This is a genomic window from Paenibacillus sp. Pae15, from assembly GCF_024519685.1.
GTDB classification, from domain to species: domain Bacteria; phylum Bacillota; class Bacilli; order Paenibacillales; family NBRC-103111; genus Paenibacillus_G; species Paenibacillus_G naphthalenovorans.
In genome coordinates this window covers 124,454-145,009 of record NZ_JALJRM010000001.1, presented here as the reverse complement: position 1 = coordinate 145,009, position 20,556 = coordinate 124,454, and the positions used below count along the sequence as shown (strand labels likewise).

The window sequence follows — 20,556 nt, the reverse complement described above, 5'->3', positions numbered from 1 at the left end:
CATCAAACAAAGAGAGGACGCCTATGGGACGGATCCTTCATTTTTTTAGAAAAAGCATTAAGCGCCGTCTTCTTTTTTGCTTTGTATGGATCAGTATTCTGCCTATAGTGATCGTCGGCTTCATCCCTTATCAAAAAACAGCCGAAGTCGTGAAGGGGCAGGTATTGGAGTATGCGCAGATTACGGTGAATCAGCTCAATGAGAATATTAACTACCATTTGAACGAGATGGACTTGATGTCGAGAATGGTGTACTATCAGGTGTTTGCCGCCTTTGAGAAAGAAGGGGGAGAAAGCGAGATCCATCGCGAGGATTTCCGCCAATTTATTTTGGCGCTCAAAAATAACCGCACCTTCATTGATGAAATTCATGTGATTGAAGGGGATCAATACTATTCGACTGCGTCCGTGCTGAGGCAGGAGCTGTTGAAATCCAAAGATTGGTATATCAGCTCCTTGCAAAATCCGGGAGAGAAGACATGGGTCGGACCGCATGTAAACGATTACTCCCTGAATGAACCGAAAACGGACAGGGTCGTATCCCTTGTGTATCCCTTTATCCTTCCCAAGCGTTCGTCGCCGGCCGTTATTATTATCGAAATGAAACAAGATAAGCTCGATGAGCTGTTTCAGAGTCCCGCCCTAAGAAGCCTGGGTAAAGTATTGCTGATCGACAAATATGGCCGTATTCTGTACAGCTCGGATCCGTCATTGCTGCCTGCGGAGCATGAATATTCGAATCAATATATTACGAATACGAATCTGCTCGGCGGGTTAAACGATGAATACAGCTTTATCTATGACATCAATTATTTCAGCGGATGGAAGGTCGCCGCATTCATTCCGAATGTGAAGATAGAGCAAAGCTTTGCTTCCATCCGGAAAATCGTGTTTATGCTGATCGGCATTTTTCTGGTCATATCGATCCTGCTGGGCTGGGGATTGTCAGACCGGCTGATCAAACCGCTGAGAACATTGCAGATCGACATGCGGCAGGTAAAGAAAGGCAAGTTTTATACGCGGTCTGCCATTGATGCGGACGATGAAATCGGTGATCTCAGCCGCAACTTCAATCAAATGGTAGCCGAGATCGAAAGCCTGATTGATAAAATCTCCGAATCCGAACGAAAGAAGAAGCAAATCGAGATGCAGTCCCTTCAATATCAGATTAATCCGCATTTTCTATACAATACGTTAAACTCCGTGCAGTGGCTGGCCAAAGAGTACAAGGCGCCGGAAATCAGCGAAATGCTGACGGCTTTAATCAAGCTGCTGCGCGCGAGTTTAAATACGACCAATTATACGCATATGCTGGAGGAAGAATTGGAGGTGTTGTCCTACTATGCCCGTATTCAGAAATACAGGTATGACGATCAGGTGAAGATCATTTACCGGATCGATACGGATGTACTGGCCGCCCTTGTGCCCAGATTTGTTCTGCAGCCGCTGGTAGAAAACGCATTCTTTCACGGCCTTTCCGACAATGAAGGAAGGATTGAAATCAGCGCCCGCCGCAAGGAGGATCTGGTTGAAATCGTTGTGGAGGATAACGGAAGAGGAATCGATGCCGACAAACTGAAAACCTTATTTTCCCCCGATGTGGAAAGAAAGCATTCCAGCGGAATCGGAATCAAGAATGTGGACGATAAAATTAAGCATTACTTCGGCGATTCGTACGGGTTATCTATCGATAGCGTCAAAGGTAGGGGAACGAGGATTTCTATCGTATTGCCTTGCAGGCTAAAGGAAGGGGGAGAGGAGCTTGACGATACAAATCTTAGTGGTTGATGACGAGATGATTGTTAGAAGAGGACTTAAAGCGCTGGTCCCCTGGGGTGAATTCGGCATGGAGGTCGTATCCGAAGCGGCCAACGGGGAGAAGGCGTTGAACATTCTCAAGCAACAGCCCATCGATTTGGTCATTACGGATATCCGGATGCCGATCATCGACGGGCTGGAGCTTACGCGCATCATCAAGCGGGATTATCCGCATATCAAGGTACTGTTGCTTACTTGCTACAATGACTTTGAATATGTGAAGGAGGCTTTGGAAATCGGGGCCTCGGGTTATTTACTTAAAACAGAAATGGAAGAGGACGGTCATCTGGAGAACGCTTTATCCAGAATCCGGTCCGAATTTGAGCAGATGAAGACGAATCAGGAAATGGTTCGGGAACTGCAAAGACAAGCCAGTCAGTCCCTGCCCTTACTGCGGGAGAAATGGTTGAGGTCGCTTCTGACGGGAGATCACTATACCGAATTGAAGCAGCAAAGCGACAAGCTGGCCCTCCGATGGCTCGATAAGCCGTGCCTGCTCCTGTTGATCATGTATAAAGAAAATGTCAATGCCGCCGAAGAGACCGTTTCCAAAGCATTACAGGATGGCCTGGGAGAAGCGAATGCTATGGCGGTACGGTTAAGTGACAGGTCCTATCTGGTTTTGATTGAAAAAGCGGCGAATATCAGCAAGCAGAAGGGGATGGAATGGGAAAATCATACAGTATTAACGGTATATGCGGCCTTGAAGAGCCTGGCTCCGGCCTCCGGTCAGGTTCAATTGTACTATCGTTCCTCCCGCAGTATGGATCAGCTTCCTGCCGAATATTCGAATCTACTGCAATTTGCGGAGCAGCACGCCTTTTACCATGAGCTTGGAACCGTGGAGGATACGCACGGCATGGAGCTTCCGGAAGCTTTTGAAGCCCAGGCCTATGTGAACGGGCAGGACGTCAAGCGGCTGGCCATGATCCGGAATTGGAGCAGGCTGAAGGAAATGCTTGCGGAAGTGACAGCTTTGATTCAGGACCGCAAGCCCAGTGTCGAATCTGTAAAAATGATGGTGATCGATATCGTTTTGGCCATTATGGAAGGGCTTCAATCGAACAGTCATATTATATCCTCTCTATGGGGAAGCAATAAATTCGACTACATGGAAAGAGTCAAAAAAATTCCGACGTTCAAGGAATTGACGGAATGGCTTATGGATGGTATCAGGCATCTGGAAGCGGAGAGATCCGTCCTGATTGGCGGAGTGAATAAGGTAATAGCCAAAGCGGCTGCCTACATTGAAACCCATTTCCACGAGGAGGTGACGCTGGAGCAATTGGCGGAGCATGTCGGCCTGAGCAAGAGCTATTTAAGTTCTTACTTCAAAAAGGTTACGGGTGAAAGCTTCATTGATTATATGCTTCAGCTGCGTGTCGAAAAAGCCAAAGAGCTGTTTCGGCAAACAAATCTGAAAATTTATGAAGTCGCGGAGGCCGTTGGTTTTCAGGACCCCAAATATTTTACCAAATCGTTTAAACGGATCACAGGCGTATCTCCGAATCAGTACAAAGAAGCCATCGAAAAATAAAAGATCAGGCACACGCGCAAGGTCATCCAATGGACCTGCGCGTTTTTTTTTGTGTGGAGGCCCAAAAATTTTACACCCTGCCGTAAATCATTGCACCTTTCTCCGTTATATTCCGAATCATCTAAAAAATGAACACCTGCATCCAAACTTTCATCCATGTTGCGGTATTTGTCAATGGAGTAAAATCAAATCACAGAAGGAGGGAGATAGGAAATGAAAGCGGTTAAAGCAGCTGTTATTCACAAACGGGGCGCATTGGAGATAAGAACTTTTCCTAAACCCGTACTGAACGATGAAGAGCTGCTTGTCAAAGTCCACATGTGCGGAATCTGCGGTTCCGATCAACACATCTTCCGTGGAGATTGGGGCGAGCCTTATCCGATTATCCCGGGTCACGAATTCGTGGGCACCGTAGAGGAATTAGGCAAAAACGCCGCACAAAAGCATGGGGTCAAGCTCGGGGACAAGGTTGCAGTAGAGATGATTCTTCCTTGCGGCGCGTGCAGGTGGTGCAAAGAGGGATTTTACAATCTGTGCGTCAAAGACCGGGAGGAGGGAAGACAGTACGGCTGCAATATCAGCTGCACCCGGGAGCCTCATTTATTCGGCGGATGGTCGCAGGTTCTGTATGTGCCTTCCAACGCCATCGTTCACCGGATTCCCGATCACGTTCCATGGCACAGAGCCGTTTTGACGGAGCCGCTTGCTGTGACGGTCAGGGCGGTCCACCTGACGCCGCCGAAGCTTGGAGACACCGTAGCCGTGATCGGCGCGGGGCCGATCGGGCTGCTGACGGCGGTTGCGGCCAAGGCGGCAGGGGCGGCGGCGGTTATTCTCATCGGCACGCGGGATGAAAGACTTGCTCTAGGCAAACAGCTGGGTGCGGATGAGGTCATCGATTTTAGAAAAGAAGATGCCGGGTCCAGATTGCTTGAACTGACAGGAGGGAGGGGAGCCGATCTCGTATTCGAAACGGCGGGAACGCCGCAGGCGCAAAAGGATAGTCTGAATTACGCCAGAAAAGGCGGAACGGTCAATTATCTCGGATTAACGGGGAATAGGCCGGTTACGATTGAAACCGACAATCAGATGACGTTTAAGGAGTTGAAGCTGCAGACGTCTTTCCTGAGTGCATGGGGGTATCAAGGGGCCATCGATCTGATTGCCAGCGGGCGATTCCCCATTGAGAAGATGGTTACGCACGAATTTGCTTTAGACGAAGCGGAACAAGCCCTGCAATGCGCTTCGAACCGCGAGGAAAAGGCGATTAAAGTAGTCTTGATTCCTTAAAAGAATTTGTAAGCGCTATTATACACAACGGACATGAAGGAGGAGCAACCATGCCAATCATCGGAAAAGCAGCGGTTTTGGACGGAGTCGAAGGGAATTTTCATATTAAAGAATATGAGGTACCGGAGCCGAAGGCCGGAGAATTCATTTTACGGACGGAATATGCGGGTGTTTGCGGAACGGATGTTCATATCTATTACGGGCATTTGAATACAATTGAGTATCCGATCATATTGGGCCATGAATTCTGCGGCATCATTGAGAAGCTTGGACAGGGCGTAGTCGAAGACTCGAACGGAAGACCGGTAAAGGAAGGCGACCGGGTGGTGATTGTGCCGGGAGTACCGTGCGGAAATTGCTATTACTGCAAAATTTCCAAAACGCCGACCCGCTGCGCCAATGTGAAAGCTTACGGGTTCATGCCCGATCAGGCGCCGCATCTATTATCCGGCGGCTTTAGCCAATATGTTCATATTCAATACCGGGGCACGTCTTTCTTCAAGACGGACATGGAACCGCATATTGCCGTCCTGACGGAGCCTCTCTCGATTTGTATCCATGGTTTTCAGCGGGCCGGCGGCGTTCGCTTCGGAAGTACGGTGGTGGTGCAGGGGACAGGAGCCATCGGACTGGGAGCGGTCGCTTTCGCCAAACGGTCGGGTGCCGCCAAGGTGATCGCCGTGGGAGGGCCGAAGCGCCGTCTGGAGCTGGCCCGGGAATTAGGCGCGGATGTCACGATTGATATCGAGGAAATCCGCGATCCCAAAGAGCGTATCCAATTGGTCAAGGAGGAAACCAAGGGCGGTCGCGGAGCCGATATGGTCGTCGAGTGCTCGGGATTCCCGGCTTCTGTTCCGGAAGGACTTTCTTACCTGCGCGACAGCGCATCCTATGTGGAGCTGGGCCATTTTACAGACGTAGGCACAGCCAATATCAATCCGCATTGGCATATTCTCCGGAACAACGCCGACATTCACGGGGTATGGGGAAGCGATGTAGAGCATATGGAAATGACGCTGAATATCATTGAGAAAATGGAGCTGCCTTACGATAAGCTGGTTACGCAAACGCTTGGATTGAATCGAATCGGGGACGCCATTACGGCAATGAGCAAAAAAGGGTACCGCCTTGACGGCGAAGATCAGGTGATCAAAATTGCCATCAATCCGTGGATCTAGCTGCAGTATCCCAACCGTTCCGCTTCACAAATCCAAAAGGAAAGGGAGTATACATGTTATGTCTATTCAGTTGAACGGAGAACAACGCGGTGCCTCGGGCAGTGCCGTTATTGAAGTAAGGAATATGGCCACGATGGAACTGATTGACACCGTACCGGCCGCAACGATGGAGGACGCTCAGAAGGCGCTGGACGCAGCGCAGGCTGGAGCGAAGGCTTGGGCGCGGACGCCGATTTATAAACGGGCGGAGATCATCAACCGCTTTGTGAGCCATCTGCGGGCCGAACGCGATGAGCTCGCCCGGCTGCTCAGCGCAGAAAACGGCAAGACGCTGGAGCAGGCAGGCTGGGAGCTGGATACGGCGGCGGCCATTTTTGAAGGCTTTGTCGAAGAATCCAAAAGATTGTTCGGTCAAACGATTCCTTTGGAAATCCAGTCCGGTCTTGAAAAAGATTTGATGATTACGAAGCGGGAACCGCTGGGCGTCATCGTAGGCATTATCCCGTTCAATTTCCCGGCGGAATTGTTTGCCCACAAGGCGGGGGCTGCTTTGGCTGCCGGGAACGCGATTATCGTCAAACCGCCGGAAGATGACCCGTTAACGGTCACGCGCATGGCGGAGATGCTGCATGAAGCGGGTGTTCCGAGAGATGTGCTGCAGATTGTAAACGGTTATGGCGAAGAGGCAGGAGATTATTTGGTTAAAAGTCCGGCGGTTCAAGCCGTCAGCTTTACGGGAAGCACGGAAGTGGGCACCATCATCGCCCAAAACGGCGCCAAAAACTTGTCAAGGGTGTTCCTTGAGCTTGGCGCAAATGATGCGATGATCGTTTGCGAGGACGGCGATCTGGATGCAGCCGTCGATCATGCGATATTCGGAAGGCTGTTGGCGAACGGTCAAGTCTGCTGCGCAAACAAACGATTGCTGGTGCAGCAATCCGTCTATGAGGAATTTAAAACCAAGTTGGTTGAAAAACTGGCTGCGAAGCGGATCGGCCATCAGCTTGAAGAAGGAACGGATGTCGGACCGCTTATTAACGAAGCCGCAGCAGTAAAAGTGGAACGGCAAATTCAATATACGATCGGCCAAGGCGCCACGCTGGCACTGGGAGGAAAGCGGGTTCGGCAAACGTTCATCGAGCCTACCGTTCTCGAAGCAACGAAGGATATGGACATTGCCAAGGATCTGGAGATCTTCGGTCCCGTATTTGCTCTGATCGCGTTTGAAGATCTGCAGGAAGCGATCGACATCGCAAACGCCAGTCAATATGGCTTGAACTCTTCCATTTTCACCAGGGATATTTACAAGGCGATGGAGGGGGGAAATCAAATCGAGGCCGGGATTGTTTCCGTCAATGGCGGAACCTGCTACCGTCCGGTATGCAGCGCCTTCGGCGGATATAAGAAAAGCGGGATCGGCAGAGAGGGAACGCTGTATACGCTTGAAGAGCTGACGCAAATCAAAAGCATCGTTCTTCGCGGTGTCATGTAAGTCCGCGAAAGCTGGAGGAGAACTTGAAACAGAATAGGGGGATGTCTATGTCTATGAAACATTTAAGAAAAAGAAGCTTTGCCGCATTGATTGCCGTATTCCTGCTGTCGCTTGCCATATCCGCCTGCGGAGGAGGGCAGCAGCAAACCGCCGGAGGCTCAACGCCTCCACAGCAGAATGAACAAGGAGGCGGTACGTCGCCGAGCGGCTCCAATGGCAAAGGGCTGATTGCTTTATCCCACAAAAGCTTGAACTATTATGCCTTTGTCGCGATGCAGGAAGCGGCCAAGCGGAAAGCGGAAGAGCTCGGCTACCAATTCGAAGCGAGCGTGGCCGACTTTGATTCCGCCAAACAAACGAACCAATTTATCAACTTTATTTCCAAGAAGCCGGCAGCCATTATTTCCGATCCCAATGACAGCGAAGGACTGGTTACGGCCATCGATAAAGCGGAGCAGGCCGGCATTCCGGTTGCGATTTTCGATACGCCGACGACAGGCGGCAATGTATCGTTTACAGTGGCTTTCGACAATTATAAAGCCGGTGAAATGGCGGCCATGGAAATCGTAAAACGGCTGGAGCAAAAGTACGGAGAAGCCAAAGGCAACGTTCTGAATGCATACGGGGCCATGTCCAGCTCGGCATGGAGAGCGCGTAAGGAAGGCTTCGATGCGGTCATGAAGAAATATCCGAACATCAATTATCTGGCTATGCCTGCCGAAGGAGATATGAGAAAGACGCAGGATGTGGCGTTGAATGCGATCGCGAAGTACAAAACCCTCGACGCTGTCCACGCGCCAAGCGACAACCCTGCAATGGGACTTTATGAAGCGTTGAAGCAGACCAATCAATTGAAAAAGGTGGGCGAAGAAGGACACGTCATCTTTGTCACGATTGATGCGGAGCCGATTGCGCTGCAGCGGATTCAAGAGGGCTGGTATGATGCCTCGATTAATCAGGATTGCGTAGCTTACGGCGAGCTGGTGATTGAAATGCTGGACAAATATACGCTAAAGGGACAGAAGGTTCCGATCGAAACCTATAAGAACGACAGCTATTTCTGGAAAGAAGCGCCGATCAAGGAAGGTCAGACTGGCCCGCACATGGTCATCGATCCTTATGTCATTGACAGCACCAATGTGGATAATGATGCGCACTGGGGCAATGTAGCCTGGAACAAGTACGGATTACGATATTAAGGAGATATTAAGGCTTCATACACGGTATAAGATGGGGTAGAGCTCCGCTCTCTCCATCTTATGCGCATAAAGATTTATGATAGTAGTAGGAGGGGATCCGTTTGCTGCTTCAAATCTCCAATGTGTACAAAAGCTTCGGCGGGAAGGAAGTATTGAAAAATGTCGAATTTGCCGTAGACTATGGTGAAATTCATGGATTGGTCGGCAAAAACGGTGCAGGTAAATCCACGCTGGTCAATATCATCTCGGGCGTTCTCTCCTGCGACAACGGAGCGGTTGAACTGGATTCACAGCCGATCGACCGGCTTTCCGTTCTCGAAAGACAAGATTTGGGCATCTATGTCGTCCCCCAGCATGCCACCATCATTCCCGAATTCAGCGTCGCCGAGAATCTGTTTCTGGGCGTATGGCTGCGGAAAAAAGCAGGGCTCGTGGATTGGAAGCCTATGTTTGAGAAGGCGGAGCAGGAGTTGCGTGAATACGGACTTCCCATCGATCCCAGGATGAAGGCCAAGGATCTGTCTCTTGTCAATCAAAGAAAGCTCAATATTGTCAGAGCCTTGTTCAGCAAGGCCAAATTAATCATATTGGACGAACCGACGACGGCACTTTCGGCGGATGAGAGAAACAGCTTGTTTGAATTCGTACTCAAGCTGAAAAAGCAGGGTACCGGCATTATTTTTATATCTCACTATCTTGAAGAGGTGCTAAAGCTGTGCGACCGGATCACCGTCATCCGCGACGGTCTGTCTTTTACCGGTTATGCGGCGGATTCGGTTGACGAGCGCTCGCTGACGAATTTGATCGTGGGCGAAGATGTTGAGCTGTGTACCCGTACCCGGGAGCCGGGAGCGGAGAAGGAACCGATTCTGGAATGCAGGAACATCAAGGGAAAGGACCTGAAGGACGTATCCTTCCGTTTGCACCGTGGAGAAATTTTGGGCTTGATCGGGTTTCCCGGATCGGGCGCAAGGGAAATATGCAGGGGCCTGTTCGGGCTGTATCCGGTGGAGAGCGGGGAAATTCATTTGAACGGCCGGGAGATCGGCATACCCAAAGAACCGGCTGAAGCCTTGAAGCATAATATCGTCTATGTATCTTACGATCGTCATAAAGAAGGGATTGTACAGCAGCTTCCGATTCAAGAAAATATCAGTTTGTCCATCCTGGGGTCCAAGCTCAAAAAGCTGATGGGATTGGTGGATAAGGAAAGAGAGATCGACAATTCTACCGGCTATTTTAAACAGCTGAACATTAAAGCCGGCTCTATTTATGAATTGGTAGGGAATTTGAGCGGGGGGAATCAGCAGAAAGTGGTGATTTCCAAGGCGCTAAGCGTGGAACCGTCCGTATTGATTATCGATGAGCCGACAATCGGGATCGATGTCAAAAGCCGGGAGGAGATTTTGTTTCTGATCGATGAGCTTACCCGGTCGGGTTTAAGCGTTCTGTACCTGACGAACGATTACAATGAGCTGCTCAGGGTAGCGGACCGCTTAATCTTTTTCTCCGACGGAAAGGTCGTCCGTGAAGCGGAAAATGACGGGTTCACGGCTGAGCAGGTGATTCAAATGCGAGATTCAGTAAAGGGTGGTGCAGCATGAGCGTCAAAGAAAGCAATGTTGCCGTTTCGCAGCCTCCGCTGCCGTTGGCACAGAACGAACAAAGGCTGGTCCGGCTGTTTGCCAATCATATTGTCTGGTTTCTCCTTGTATTCGGGATTATTACTATGGGGTTAATCGACTCCACGTTTTTTTCCAAATCGATTTTGCAAAATATTCTGGTCCAAACGGCTGTGCTCGGCGTGCTGACCGCCGGGATGTCTTTTGTCCTGATTATCGGGGAGATCGATTTATCTGTTGTCGGTGTTCTGGCGTTTAGCGCCGGATTGGGCACCACCTTGATGAACGGCGGGCTTCCCTGGTTTCTTGCCGTTGTGGTCATTGTTTTGTTCGGGGTTGGCGTCGGATTCGCAAACGGTTGGCTGATCGCCAAATTGAAGGCTGCGGCCTTGATTGAAACGCTGGCCATGGGGCTTATTCTGCAGGGAGCGCTTATGGCCTTGACCCAGGGCCGTTCCATTATTAATTTTCCTGCGGCCTATACATGGATCGGACAAGGAACCGTCGCCGGTCTTCCCGTACTCCCCATCCCGTTCCTTCTTATCTATTTGTTGGTCTATTTTATATGGAAGCAGACCGTGTTCGGCAGAAGCCTGTTCGCAACGGGCGGTAACAGCCGGAGCGCCTATGTGAGCGGGATCCGGACAGATCGGATCAAGATTTATGCTTTTGCCATTTCGGGCGGATTGGCGGGTTTTTCGGGATATTTGCTCTCGGCATATATGGGTGCCGTTACGATGACGTTCGGCTCCGATTTGCTCATGTACACGCTGGCTGCAGCCGTCATCGGAGGCGTCAGTCTCACGGGAGGGAGGGGAAGCATCTCCGGAGTATTAGGAGGCGTGCTGCTGCTTACCGTCATTCAAACCGGCCTGCAAATACTGGGAATTTCTTCCTATTATGTGACGATGGTCGGGGGCTTGATGATCTTTATTGCCGTTGTGGTCGATGCGTTAAAAACAAAATATTTACAATGAAACAAACCGGTCCAGGGCGGTTCCTCTTCATATAAACGGCATATGTTCTTTTTAAAATCCCAATCACATGGGATTTTTTTGTTGCTATGAATGTACTGTCTGGTTTGGCGCTGCATATGGAAGTGAGATGAAAAAATTGACTTCGGTGATTTTTTTATACTACAATTCTGTAAGTACAGTAGGCCGATAGGCATCGTTTGACATGAAAGCGCAGGCAAAATACATAACATATCCATTTTGTAGGGGGATTCCGGTGTGGAAGGCAATGTTGTAAACGTTTCACTTATTTTACTTAATATAGTCATCTTCATTCTGATCATGAGATACAGAAGACGAAGACTGGCCAAACAGGCTGAAAAAGCAAGAAGACTGCAAAGCTTGATCGGTCAAATCTCGGTCGAAGCCAATAATGAGAATGTGCAGGAATTGATTAACGAGCTTCAGGAAACCTATGCATTATTCAGAAACCCGAAGAATGGCGGAATTGTCCGTTCTACCTTTGAATCCATATTAGCAAGCGATAAGGTGGATCTGGAATTAAAGCACGAATTACGCAGGATTCTAACCAAATCGGGAGTCAAGGATCTTAAAGAGGTACAGGCATAGAAAATTAAACCAACAAGCTGACAAGCTGGCGTCCGCATTCCGTGGATGTCAGCTTGTTTTTTGTTTAGGACCTGAGACGAAACTGATTTTCTTTTGGCATTGTTCATTATACAAGAACCGCCCCTGTTTTTATCGTTTGCGGAGAGGTATTTTATTGAAGAGGGCGATCATGAATAGTGTGGGGACCGGGCCCTCCGACACCTGAAAGGGGAGCGAGTGGGATGAAGAGGTGGATTCGACATTCGTTAAGCAGGACTGGAAAGCATACGCTGAGGCTGCTTGCCTGTACCTCGATGTTATTGGCAGCTGCCGGATGCGGGAGCCAGACGGCTGATTCGCCCGCACCAGAGGGCAAGAATGGAAACCCGGGAGCTGCAGCGGCCATGAAGACCATGCCGGATCAGCTGACCACGGTGAAGCTGGGGCTTCCGTCGAAAAACATGAGCTATCTTCCGATTTTTGTAGCTCAACAGAAAGGATTTTATAAGAACGTCAATTTGGAAGTCAATCTCGAGTATGTCAAGGGCGGTGTTCTTGCGCTAAGAGGACTTCAAACCGGAGAATATCCGATCATCTCCACGCTTCCGGAATCGGTTATTACCGGGGTGGCGGAAGGCGCAAACGTCAAAATGATCGGTACGCTCGACGATCAGTCGATGTATTCGATCTTTGTATCCAAGGATATCAAAAGCCCCGGCGATCTGAAGGGAAAGTCGGCGGCGAGCAACGTACCGGGTAACGGAACAGACATTCAGCTGCAATATTGGTTGAAGAAAAACGGGCTGACGCCCAACGAGGACGTACGGCTTATCAACGCAGGGGAGAACGCGGGCCGCTTGCAGGCACTGCAGACCGGTCAGGCGTCCGTTACCATTTTAAGCCAGCCTACCGATTTGAAGGCCGAGGAGCTCGGTTTCACCAGGTTGGCTTTAATGCGCGACGAGCTTAAAACGTACAATCACAATATGATCGCCGCCAATGGGGACCTGATTAAAAATACGCCGGAGGTGGTCTACGCCTTTATGTCGGCGCACGCCGAGGCCGTGAAGTTCATAAAGGATGGCGCCAACCGCGAAGAAGCTTTGCAAATCGCCATGGCAGAGCTGGGAATGAATAGAGCCGATGCGGAAAAATCGTTCGATTTCGTACTGCCGGCACTCGCAGACAAGGGAAAAATAAACATCGAAGGCATGAAATGGGCTATCGATACGGTAAAGGAAACCGGTGCGCTTGTGAAAGAAATGAGTGTCGATCAAGTGGTGGATGAACGCTTTTATGCGAAGTAACAGGTGATAAGAGCGGCCTGGGCCATTTGGTCGACCCTGTCGAAGAAATCAAAGGGAGAGATGGCTATGTTAAAAAGAGAAGACAACGAAAGGCTGTGCAGGGTAGGTCCCGGAACACCGATGGGCGAGTTGTTCCGCCGTTATTGGATTCCTGCCGTCTTGAGCGAAGAGCTGCCGGCAGCGGATTGCCCGCCGGTTCGCGTCCGGCTGCTGGGGGAGGATCTGGTTGCCTTTCGCGATACGAACGGCAAAGTCGGACTGCTCGATGCGTACTGCCCTCATCGCCGGGCCCATTTGTTTTGGGGGCGCAATGAAGAATGCGGACTCCGCTGTGTATATCACGGCTGGAAGTTCGATACAAACGGTCAATGCCTGGACACGCCGAACGAGCCGCCAACCAGCGATTTCAAGCATAGCGTCAAATTGAAAGCCTATCCTGTCTATGAAAAAGCAGGCGTCATCTGGACCTATATGGGGCCGAAAGAGCAGCAGCCGGGTTACCCGGATTACGAATGGATGAGAGCTCCGGAAAACTGCCGCAACGTATCGAAAACCTTCGAAGCGTGCAACTGGCTGCAAGCCCTGGAAGGAGGCATTGACACTTCCCATTCCTCGTTTGCCCATAACAATAACATAGCGGATAAAAACGCGCTGCGGACAAGGGCTACCGCGCCAAAGCTCGAGGTGGTCAAAACCGATTACGGCTTCAAATACGCAGGAATTCGCGACTTGAAGGAAGATAACCATTATGTCAGGGCTTATCAATTTCTTATGCCCGCACAGCAAATGAGAGGTGCCATGATCCGCTGGACCGATGGTAAAATGGAGCAATTTCCGTCCATCGCAGGCCATGTGTGGGTGCCTATCGATGACGCTAACGTATGGGTGTATAACATTTTATACTCATCGGATGTCCATATTCCATTCACTCCTGAATTTGTGAAGAAGCACGAAAAGGACTTCGGTCGCGGAGAAGAAGATTTGCTTCCGGGGTATAAACTGGTGCGCAATCCTTCCAACGATTATCTCATTGACCGTGAGGTGCAGCGAACCGAAACCTTTACCGGCATCTCCGGAATTAACACCCAGGACTATGCGCTTCAGGAAACGATGGAGCAGCCATTCTGCGATCGCACCAAGGAAAAGCTGGGTACCGCGGATACCGCCATTATTGCGGCGCGCCAGCTGCTTTTGGAGGCGACCAGAGACGTGGAGGCGGGTAAAACGCCGCGCGGGGCGGATCCGGAAACACACAGCAGGGTTAGAGGCTGCGATCAATTTCTGCCCAAGGGTGTGGATTGGAAAGAGGCGCTGCTCGAAGAAATGACAGCCAAGTTCTAGGCGGCCCATTAGCAAAGGGGAGGAACGAATATGGTACTCGCTGCCGGTTTGGAATCATTAAAAATGAGCTTGGTACAATGCATTCTGATGCTGGAACGGGCAGAGATCATCGACTTTAACGGCCACTGCAGCGTGCGTATTCCCGGTACGGAGCATATCCTGATCAATTCGGGACCGAGTGCCCGGAACGATTTGAGCGCCGGGGATATCGTCATTATGGATGTACACGGCACGCCGTTGGAAGGGAGCGAAGTCCCGCCGATGGAATATCACATCCACACGGAAATCTATAAAAAACGGCCCGACGTACAGGCTGTGATCCATGCCCATCCCCGCTGGTCGACCTTGTTCAGTATAACGGGAACACCGCTTAAGCCTGTATTTCCTCAAGCAGCTCTTTTGGGGGAGATTTCGACGTTTGACCGCGTGGATTCCATAAACACTTCGGAGCTGGGCGGCCGGTTGGCCGAGGCGCTCGGGGGCAGCCGCACGATGCTGTTAAAATCTCACGGAAGCGTCATCACCGGCTCCACGCTCGAGGAGGCGTTCGCCTTGTGCATTTACTTGGAAGAGAACGCTCAGCGCCAGTACAGGGCTCAAGCTTTGGGCATGCCCTATGAGCTGAACGATCAGGAAATCGAGGCCTGTGCCCGTCATTTAGGGAAGCCAGCCCTCTACCGCAAGGTATGGGATTATTATGAAGTAAAACTACGGCAATAACTTCCGATTGGCTTGGCAGAGAGGGGAGACGCCATGGCGATGCCTAAAAAATTTGCAGGAAAAACAATTGCCGTACTTGGCTACAGCGAGGACGGGGCCGAATATGCAAAGCGGCTGCGCGAGCAAGGCTATGAGGTCGTGATCGGCTTGCGTGAAAGGGATGTTATGTGGCCTCGTGCCGAGCAGGACGGCTTTAAGGTGATGAACCTGTGGAATGCGGTCGGAGCTTCCGACATCATACAAGTGTGGTAAACCAAAGGAGGGATTTCATCGTTTGAGCGAATCGACTGAACCCGTCGCAGCATCGCCGTCGCCTTCCTTGAAGGACATGTGGCTGATCACGATCGGTCACGGATTAACCCATTGGTATCCGGCCACCTTTTATATGCTGCTTCCGGTGATTGGCCAAGAGCTGGGACTCAGCTATACCGAAACCGGCATGCTCATTACGTTTCAATATATGGCGAGCACGATTTCCAATGTGTCAGGAGGCATGCTGGTCGATACGGTCGGCAAAAAAGGTCTTCTGATGGCACTATCGCTCTTCTGGGTCGGATTTCCCTACTTGTTCATGAATTTCACGAGTACCTACTGGATGCTGCTTCTTTGCATCTCGCTGGTCGGCATAGGCAACAACCTGTGGCATCCGACGGCGATCCCTGCATTATCGCAGCGCTATCCGGAGCGGAGAGGCTTTGTCCTCTCGGTTCACGGCATGGGAGCCCATGCAGGCGATGCGCTCGCCCCGCTTGCGATAGGTGCGATGCTGGCTCTATTTACATGGAGGCAAATCGTTGTACTCAATATCGTTCCCGGCGTGATCATCGCGCTGCTTATTGTGATCATGCTGCGGAATTCACCATTGGACCTCAAAAAACAAAAGGCGAGGGCTGGCGAGGAGAAGCAGGGACAAACCGTAAAGGAATATTTCAACGGACTGAAGGGACTGGTACAAAACCGCAGCCTGGTGCTCATTTCAACGAGCTCCGCCTTCCGTTCCATGACGCAAAACGCGCTGCTTACCTTTCTTCCGTTGTATTTGGCGCATGAGCTGGATTTTTCCCCTTTGTGGGTCGGATCAGGCATATTCCTGCTCCAGATGGGAGGCTTTATCGCCGCTCCGATATCCGGTCATTTGTCCGATAAATGGGGACGCAAAAAGGTATTGACGACAAGTATGACGGTATCCGCCGTTATTTTGATTGCTATGGCGGCTTTTGGCAAATCGCCGTTGTTCATCGTATTTATCGCGGTTCTCGGATTTTTTCTCTATGCGGTCCGTCCCGTGATGCAGGCTTGGCTAATGGAATCGTCTCCCCAAAAAATGGCCGGGACCAGCATAGGCATCCTGTTCGGCATGCAGTCCCTGGGCCAATCGGTATCCCCCTTGCTTGGAGGCATCATTTCCGACAAGTTCGGTTTATTTGCGGCATTTTATTTTGTGGCCGGTACGATTATCATTGCGAACCTGCTCATTTGGTTTGCGCCACAAGAGGAGTCATCAACCGGTAATCACCATTCCATATCTACATAAGGAGGATTTCCATGGCTAAACTGAATTTAAGCTTCGCCTGCTGGGACTACGATCGTGTTCAAGCGTTAATGGACGGCTCCGTCCGTCCCAAGGGCATTGAACTGAACTTTCTCAGCATGCCGGTGGAAGAAACGTTTTTCCGCATGATGCGCCACCAGGAATTCGATGTTGCCGAGCTGTCTGCTTCTTCCTATCTTCTTGCGAGGGACCGCGGATTTCCCCATTTTACGGCCATTCCGGTATTTCCGTCGCGGTATTTCCGTCATTCGGGGATTTATGTGAATGTTGAAGCGGGAATCCGTCGACCGGAGGAGTTAAAAGGCAAGCGCATCGGTATTCCCGAGTATCAGTTGACCGCTTGCGTCTGGATTCGCGGATTTTTGCAGCATGAATACGGTGTTCATCCGACCGAGGCGGAGTGGTTCTATGGAGGGCAGGAGACGCCCGGTCGTGTCGAAAAGTTCAAGCTGGAGCTGCCCGCGGACATTCGCCTGCAGCCGATCGGTCCGGAGCAGACACTAAACCAAATGCTGGAGAACGGCGATCTGGACGCGTTTATTGCTCCTCGGGCGCCGTCCTGCTTCTTGAAGGGGTCGCCGCGCGTAAAACGTCTGTTCGAAGATTACGTATCCGTTGAAAAAGATTATTTCCGCAAAACCGGCATTTTCCCGATTATGCATGTTGTGGCTATTCGCAACGAAATTCTGGAACGGTACCCGTGGGCCGCGCAAAACCTGTATCAGGCGTTCGTCGAAGCCAAGAACAAGGTGTACGAGGGCTTCAATCAAACCGCGGCCTTAAAAGTGACGCTGCCTTGGCTGGTACCGGAAGTCGAACGGACGAAGCAACTGATGGGCGATGATTTCTGGCCTTACGGATTAGAGAGAAACCGCGCTGCCTTGGAAGCGTTGGTCCACTATTCTCATGAACAGGGGCTTATCAAAACCAAGCTTTCAGTGGAAGATTTATTTGTGAAGTCGACCTTGGAGCAGTACACCATCTAATGGTACAAGGTCCAAAGAAAACGCCGACCATTTCCGAGCAGCACTTATCTAAGGCGGGGTAAACCATGAGGATGAAGGAAAGGAGGCTGATTTCATGAAGCGAACCTCATTGGCCGCAGTTGCGGCCGGAGTTCAAAGGACGGAGCTGCGGGAATTTGACCTGCCGGAGGCAACGGAGGATTCCGGACTGCTTCGCATCGAAACCGTAGGCGTGTGCGGAACGGATGTGTCCTACTATAAGAAATCGCAATCTCCCCGCATACTGGGTCACCATATCGTCGGCTTTATTGAGCGGGTAGGGGAAAAGGCGGCTGCGCGTTGGGGGGTGAAGGAGGGGGATCGGGTGGCACTCGAGGAATATATCCCTTGCGGCCAATGCTCTTTCTGCCGGATAGGCATGTATCGCTCCTGCCCGTCGACGGATCCGAGAACCGGCGGTATCCGATACGGTGCTACGCCTGTGGATCGGCAGCCGTCCTTATGGGGCGGCTTCAGCGAGTTTATGTATCTTCATCCGAACTCGGTGCTGCATGCCATGCCTGAGCATGTTCTTCCGGAAGAAGCCGCCCTCACCTTGCCTCTGGCCAACGGGTTTGAATGGATGCTGCTGCAGGGCGGTGTAGGCCCGGGGAAAACGGTGGTCATTCAGGGGCCCGGCCAGCAAGGGTTGGCTTGTACCCTTGCGGCCAAGGTGGCCGGGGCTGAATGCGTGATCGTCACCGGACGATCTACCAGTATGAAGCGGCTTGAATTGTCCAGACGCCTCGGTGCAGATCATATCGTGAATATTCAAGCCGAAAGTTTAGAAGATCGGGTCCATGAAATCACAGGCGGCCGGATGGCCGATGTGGTTATCGATGTAACCTCCGGCGGGTCAGAGCCGGTCATCTCCTCCGTGGCTGCGGCCGGCCGTGGCGGTATGGTCATGTTTGGAGCTTACAAATATACGAAGATCCCCGAATTCGATATCGACTCGGTCATCACGAAAACACTTCAGCTTAAAGGCGTAAGGGGACACAGCTATACATCGGTACAAATGGCCGTCGATTTTATCGCATCGGGCAAATTTCCGCTGCGGATCATGAATTCTCACGATTTCGCTTTGGAGGAAACGGACTTGGCTTTAAAAACGGCGGGGGGAGAAGGCGAACCCGGTCCGCTTCTTGTCACCGTATCGCCCGGGAAGAAAAGATAATGGAACAATAAATAACGGGATGGATCGAATCCATCCCGTAAATCGGCAACAATATCACGTATCGGATCAGGCATATCTTAACTTAGCCGCTCGGTGATTAGTCTGCTGCAGGTTTTCAGATCTTTGACATAGTTTTGTACCTGTACGGGATACAAATACGATTTGGTTACGGCAAAGCTAACGGCTGCAATGACCAGACCGGTGCTGCTGTGCACCGGAACGGCTATGGAGCAAATACCGTCCTTATACTCGGACATTCCGGTAGAATAGCCGCTTTTGCGCACTTCGCGCAGTTGTTCAAGGAGCGCTTCGCCGCTAGTAATGGTTTTGTGTGTATGCCGGTCAAGTCCTTGTTCAATGACGCGGCTGATTTCCTGCTCAGCCTGGACGGCAAGAAGCACTTTGCCTGAAGCGGTGCAGTGGCTTGGTATGCGTTTTCCTATTTTCGATACGGTTCCATGATGATCGTCAGGAACCATTTTGCATAAAAATACGACTTCTCCGCGATCATAGACACCTAAATGAACCGCCTCACGGTAGGTTGTCATCAGCTTGTTTAGAAGGGGCGCAGCGATCGAGCGCAGCTCATTGCCATGGTATACGGCAAAACCAAGCTCGAAGGAGCCGATCCCCAAATGATATTTATGCGTGTACTTGTTTTTCTCTACAAGATTGTTGCCGTGGAGTGTGCTGACTAACCGGAAAATGGTACTTTTCGCCAATCCCAAACGCTTGCTCAATTCCGTGATGCCGAGCTCCTTATCCGCTAAAGTAAATTCCCGCAAGATACGGATCGCATTGTTAACGGAAGAAAGAGGTTCTTTTTGCGCCAAAGAAAACACCACCTTGAACAGAATTTTCCGGCCGGCATGTATTCGTTTTCACGATCATTATGACATACCCTTTGGGTCGGTAAAACCTATTTGTGCCGTATAGAGAAACGGAATGCGGCAGCAGCCGCTGCGATCTTCAGAAGTCTCATTGAAAATCTCATACTCCAATTTCGATTAGAGGGTTTTCTTATTTTTCTAACGTGTGGACAGGAGCATATTTTGCAGTGCTTTTCCATATAAATTACGGGGCACACGGTCTTCGCTAATATAGTAAAATATAGCCAACCCATTTTCTAACGAAAGAATCGTCCAAGCCAGTTCATTCGTAGACAGAGTAGACTTATGATTTTCTTTCGACTTCAATTTCTCAATGGCCTTGGAAATTTGCTCCACCGATTCTGTTATCAGGTTAGACCATTTATGACGTACCGATTCTTCACGCATCGCATAAAGAAAAAATTCCATGTTAAGCATGCTCCATGTTCGATTTTCCTGCCTAACTGAAAGGAAATATTCATCCATGGTTTCGATAAAATGTGAAAATGAATGCTGTTGGTCTATTACTTGATGGATGTTGTTCACATGTAATTTCATTTGTTGTTCCAATATGGCTAGAAAGAGCTCTTCTTTGGAATTAAAATGAGCATAAACCGCCCCTTTGCTAAATCCGGCATGTTCTGCAATTTTATCAACAGAAGCTCCGTGAAAGCCTAATTGAGCAAAGGTCTCGACAGCTGATTCTAAAAGTAATTGCCGAGTCTCCTTTTTTCGCTCCTCATGGGTTAATCTTCGTCTGATCATTTCTCTTCCCTCCCTCTTTCTCTTGACAATCATACTATATAACATTAACATACCATATAGTATATAAATACTAAACAGTATGAAAATTATAATAGATCATTATTATTGGAAGTAACCATCAACA

18 protein-coding genes are annotated in these 20,556 nt (G+C 50.3%); 16 read left to right on the top strand and 2 right to left on the bottom strand.

The genetic code is table 11. From position 1 onward, the window contains the following. Positions 1-23 precede the first annotated feature (23 nt). The 16 genes from NR121_RS00660 to NR121_RS00585 all read left to right on the top strand — a co-directional run bounded on the left by NR121_RS00660 (position 24) and on the right by NR121_RS00585 (position 18,798). Positions 24-1,787, top strand: coding sequence for a cache domain-containing sensor histidine kinase (locus NR121_RS00660; RefSeq protein ID WP_256830138.1), 1,764 nt, complete (start codon positions 24-26; stop codon positions 1,785-1,787). Further along, the gene (locus tag NR121_RS00655; RefSeq protein ID WP_256830136.1) at positions 1,762-3,354 is read left to right on the top strand and encodes a response regulator transcription factor; all 1,593 of its coding nucleotides are present in this window, start codon (positions 1,762-1,764) and stop codon (positions 3,352-3,354) included. The genes NR121_RS00660 and NR121_RS00655 overlap by 26 nt, the downstream gene beginning before the upstream one ends. A 213-nt stretch (positions 3,355-3,567) precedes the next feature. Then, a complete protein-coding gene (locus tag NR121_RS00650) occupies positions 3,568-4,644 on the top strand; it encodes a zinc-dependent alcohol dehydrogenase (protein WP_062408142.1) in 1,077 nt (358 codons plus the stop codon). A 50-nt stretch (positions 4,645-4,694) separates the two neighbouring features. Continuing rightward, the gene (locus tag NR121_RS00645; RefSeq protein WP_054817184.1) at positions 4,695-5,822 is read left to right on the top strand and encodes a zinc-binding dehydrogenase; all 1,128 of its coding nucleotides are present in this window, start codon (positions 4,695-4,697) and stop codon (positions 5,820-5,822) included. A 58-nt stretch (positions 5,823-5,880) separates the two neighbouring features. Next, a complete protein-coding gene (locus NR121_RS00640; RefSeq protein ID WP_054817185.1) occupies positions 5,881-7,314 on the top strand; it encodes an aldehyde dehydrogenase family protein in 1,434 nt (477 codons plus the stop codon). A gap of 53 nt (positions 7,315-7,367) precedes the next feature. Continuing rightward, positions 7,368-8,513 (top strand): sugar ABC transporter substrate-binding protein, encoded by a 1,146-nt coding sequence (locus tag NR121_RS00635; protein WP_062408146.1) that lies wholly within the window; start codon positions 7,368-7,370, stop codon positions 8,511-8,513. 101 nt (positions 8,514-8,614) lie between these two features. Then, on the top strand, positions 8,615-10,117 hold the full coding sequence (locus NR121_RS00630; protein ID WP_256830127.1) for a sugar ABC transporter ATP-binding protein: 1,503 nt from the start codon (positions 8,615-8,617) through the stop codon (positions 10,115-10,117). Further along, entirely contained in the window at positions 10,114-11,112 is a 999-nt protein-coding gene (locus NR121_RS00625) for an ABC transporter permease (RefSeq protein ID WP_256830125.1), read from the top strand. The genes NR121_RS00630 and NR121_RS00625 overlap by 4 nt, the downstream gene beginning before the upstream one ends. Before the next feature lie 255 nt (positions 11,113-11,367). After that, complete coding sequence (locus tag NR121_RS00620) at positions 11,368-11,718, top strand: hypothetical protein (RefSeq protein ID WP_054817192.1); 351 nt, start codon at positions 11,368-11,370, stop codon at positions 11,716-11,718. Positions 11,719-11,939: 221 nt separating this feature from the next. Next, positions 11,940-13,004, top strand: a complete 1,065-nt coding sequence (locus tag NR121_RS00615; protein ID WP_054817193.1) for an ABC transporter substrate-binding protein — start codon at positions 11,940-11,942, stop codon at positions 13,002-13,004. A gap of 66 nt (positions 13,005-13,070) precedes the next feature. Beyond that, positions 13,071-14,345 carry a Rieske 2Fe-2S domain-containing protein gene (locus NR121_RS00610; RefSeq protein ID WP_137670061.1) on the top strand — a complete coding sequence of 425 codons (1,275 nt, stop codon included), beginning with the start codon at positions 13,071-13,073 and terminating at the stop codon, positions 14,343-14,345. 30 nt (positions 14,346-14,375) lie between these two features. Next, positions 14,376-15,065, top strand: coding sequence for a class II aldolase/adducin family protein (locus tag NR121_RS00605; RefSeq protein WP_054817196.1), 690 nt, complete (start codon positions 14,376-14,378; stop codon positions 15,063-15,065). 39 nt (positions 15,066-15,104) lie between these two features. Beyond that, a complete protein-coding gene (locus tag NR121_RS00600) occupies positions 15,105-15,317 on the top strand; it encodes a Rossmann-fold NAD(P)-binding domain-containing protein (protein ID WP_171005866.1) in 213 nt (70 codons plus the stop codon). 22 nt (positions 15,318-15,339) lie between these two features. Next, on the top strand, positions 15,340-16,599 hold the full coding sequence (locus NR121_RS00595) for an MFS transporter (RefSeq protein WP_256830122.1): 1,260 nt from the start codon (positions 15,340-15,342) through the stop codon (positions 16,597-16,599). 11 nt (positions 16,600-16,610) lie between these two features. Next, positions 16,611-17,603 carry an ABC transporter substrate-binding protein gene (locus NR121_RS00590; RefSeq protein ID WP_054817198.1) on the top strand — a complete coding sequence of 331 codons (993 nt, stop codon included), beginning with the start codon at positions 16,611-16,613 and terminating at the stop codon, positions 17,601-17,603. A gap of 94 nt (positions 17,604-17,697) precedes the next feature. Next, positions 17,698-18,798 carry a zinc-dependent alcohol dehydrogenase gene (locus tag NR121_RS00585; RefSeq protein ID WP_054817199.1) on the top strand — a complete coding sequence of 367 codons (1,101 nt, stop codon included), beginning with the start codon at positions 17,698-17,700 and terminating at the stop codon, positions 18,796-18,798. Between the two features lie 77 nt (positions 18,799-18,875). On the opposite strand, the gene NR121_RS00580 is transcribed toward NR121_RS00585, so the two are convergent. Together NR121_RS00580 and NR121_RS00575 are read right to left on the bottom strand one after the other, a co-directional pair. After that, the gene (locus tag NR121_RS00580) at positions 18,876-19,631 is read right to left on the bottom strand and encodes an IclR family transcriptional regulator (protein ID WP_054817200.1); all 756 of its coding nucleotides are present in this window, start codon (positions 19,629-19,631) and stop codon (positions 18,876-18,878) included. 195 nt (positions 19,632-19,826) lie between these two features. Next, positions 19,827-20,432: a TetR/AcrR family transcriptional regulator gene (locus NR121_RS00575; RefSeq protein WP_062408162.1), complete on the bottom strand. Its 606-nt coding sequence runs from the start codon at positions 20,430-20,432 to the stop codon at positions 19,827-19,829. Between the last annotated feature and the right edge of the window lie 124 nt (positions 20,433-20,556).

Bases quoted from the DNA above. Each gene is read 5' to 3' on its own strand.
- NR121_RS00660 (WP_256830138.1), top strand. From the start codon at position 24: ATGGGACGGATCCTTCATTTTTTTAGAAAAAGCATTAAGCGCCGTCTT.
- NR121_RS00650 (WP_062408142.1), top strand. From the start codon at position 3,568: ATGAAAGCGGTTAAAGCAGCTGTTATTCACAAACGGGGCGCATTGGAG.
- NR121_RS00645 (WP_054817184.1), top strand. From the start codon at position 4,695: ATGCCAATCATCGGAAAAGCAGCGGTTTTGGACGGAGTCGAAGGGAAT.
- NR121_RS00640 (WP_054817185.1), top strand. From the start codon at position 5,881: ATGTCTATTCAGTTGAACGGAGAACAACGCGGTGCCTCGGGCAGTGCC.
- NR121_RS00635 (WP_062408146.1), top strand. From the start codon at position 7,368: ATGAAACATTTAAGAAAAAGAAGCTTTGCCGCATTGATTGCCGTATTC.
- NR121_RS00625 (WP_256830125.1), top strand. From the start codon at position 10,114: ATGAGCGTCAAAGAAAGCAATGTTGCCGTTTCGCAGCCTCCGCTGCCG.
- NR121_RS00615 (WP_054817193.1), top strand. From the start codon at position 11,940: ATGAAGAGGTGGATTCGACATTCGTTAAGCAGGACTGGAAAGCATACG.
- NR121_RS00610 (WP_137670061.1), top strand. From the start codon at position 13,071: ATGTTAAAAAGAGAAGACAACGAAAGGCTGTGCAGGGTAGGTCCCGGA.
- NR121_RS00605 (WP_054817196.1), top strand. From the start codon at position 14,376: ATGGTACTCGCTGCCGGTTTGGAATCATTAAAAATGAGCTTGGTACAA.
- NR121_RS00600 (WP_171005866.1), top strand. From the start codon at position 15,105: ATGCCTAAAAAATTTGCAGGAAAAACAATTGCCGTACTTGGCTACAGC.
- NR121_RS00590 (WP_054817198.1), top strand. From the start codon at position 16,611: ATGGCTAAACTGAATTTAAGCTTCGCCTGCTGGGACTACGATCGTGTT.
- NR121_RS00585 (WP_054817199.1), top strand. From the start codon at position 17,698: ATGAAGCGAACCTCATTGGCCGCAGTTGCGGCCGGAGTTCAAAGGACG.
- NR121_RS00575 (WP_062408162.1), bottom strand. From the start codon at position 20,432: ATGATCAGACGAAGATTAACCCATGAGGAGCGAAAAAAGGAGACTCGG.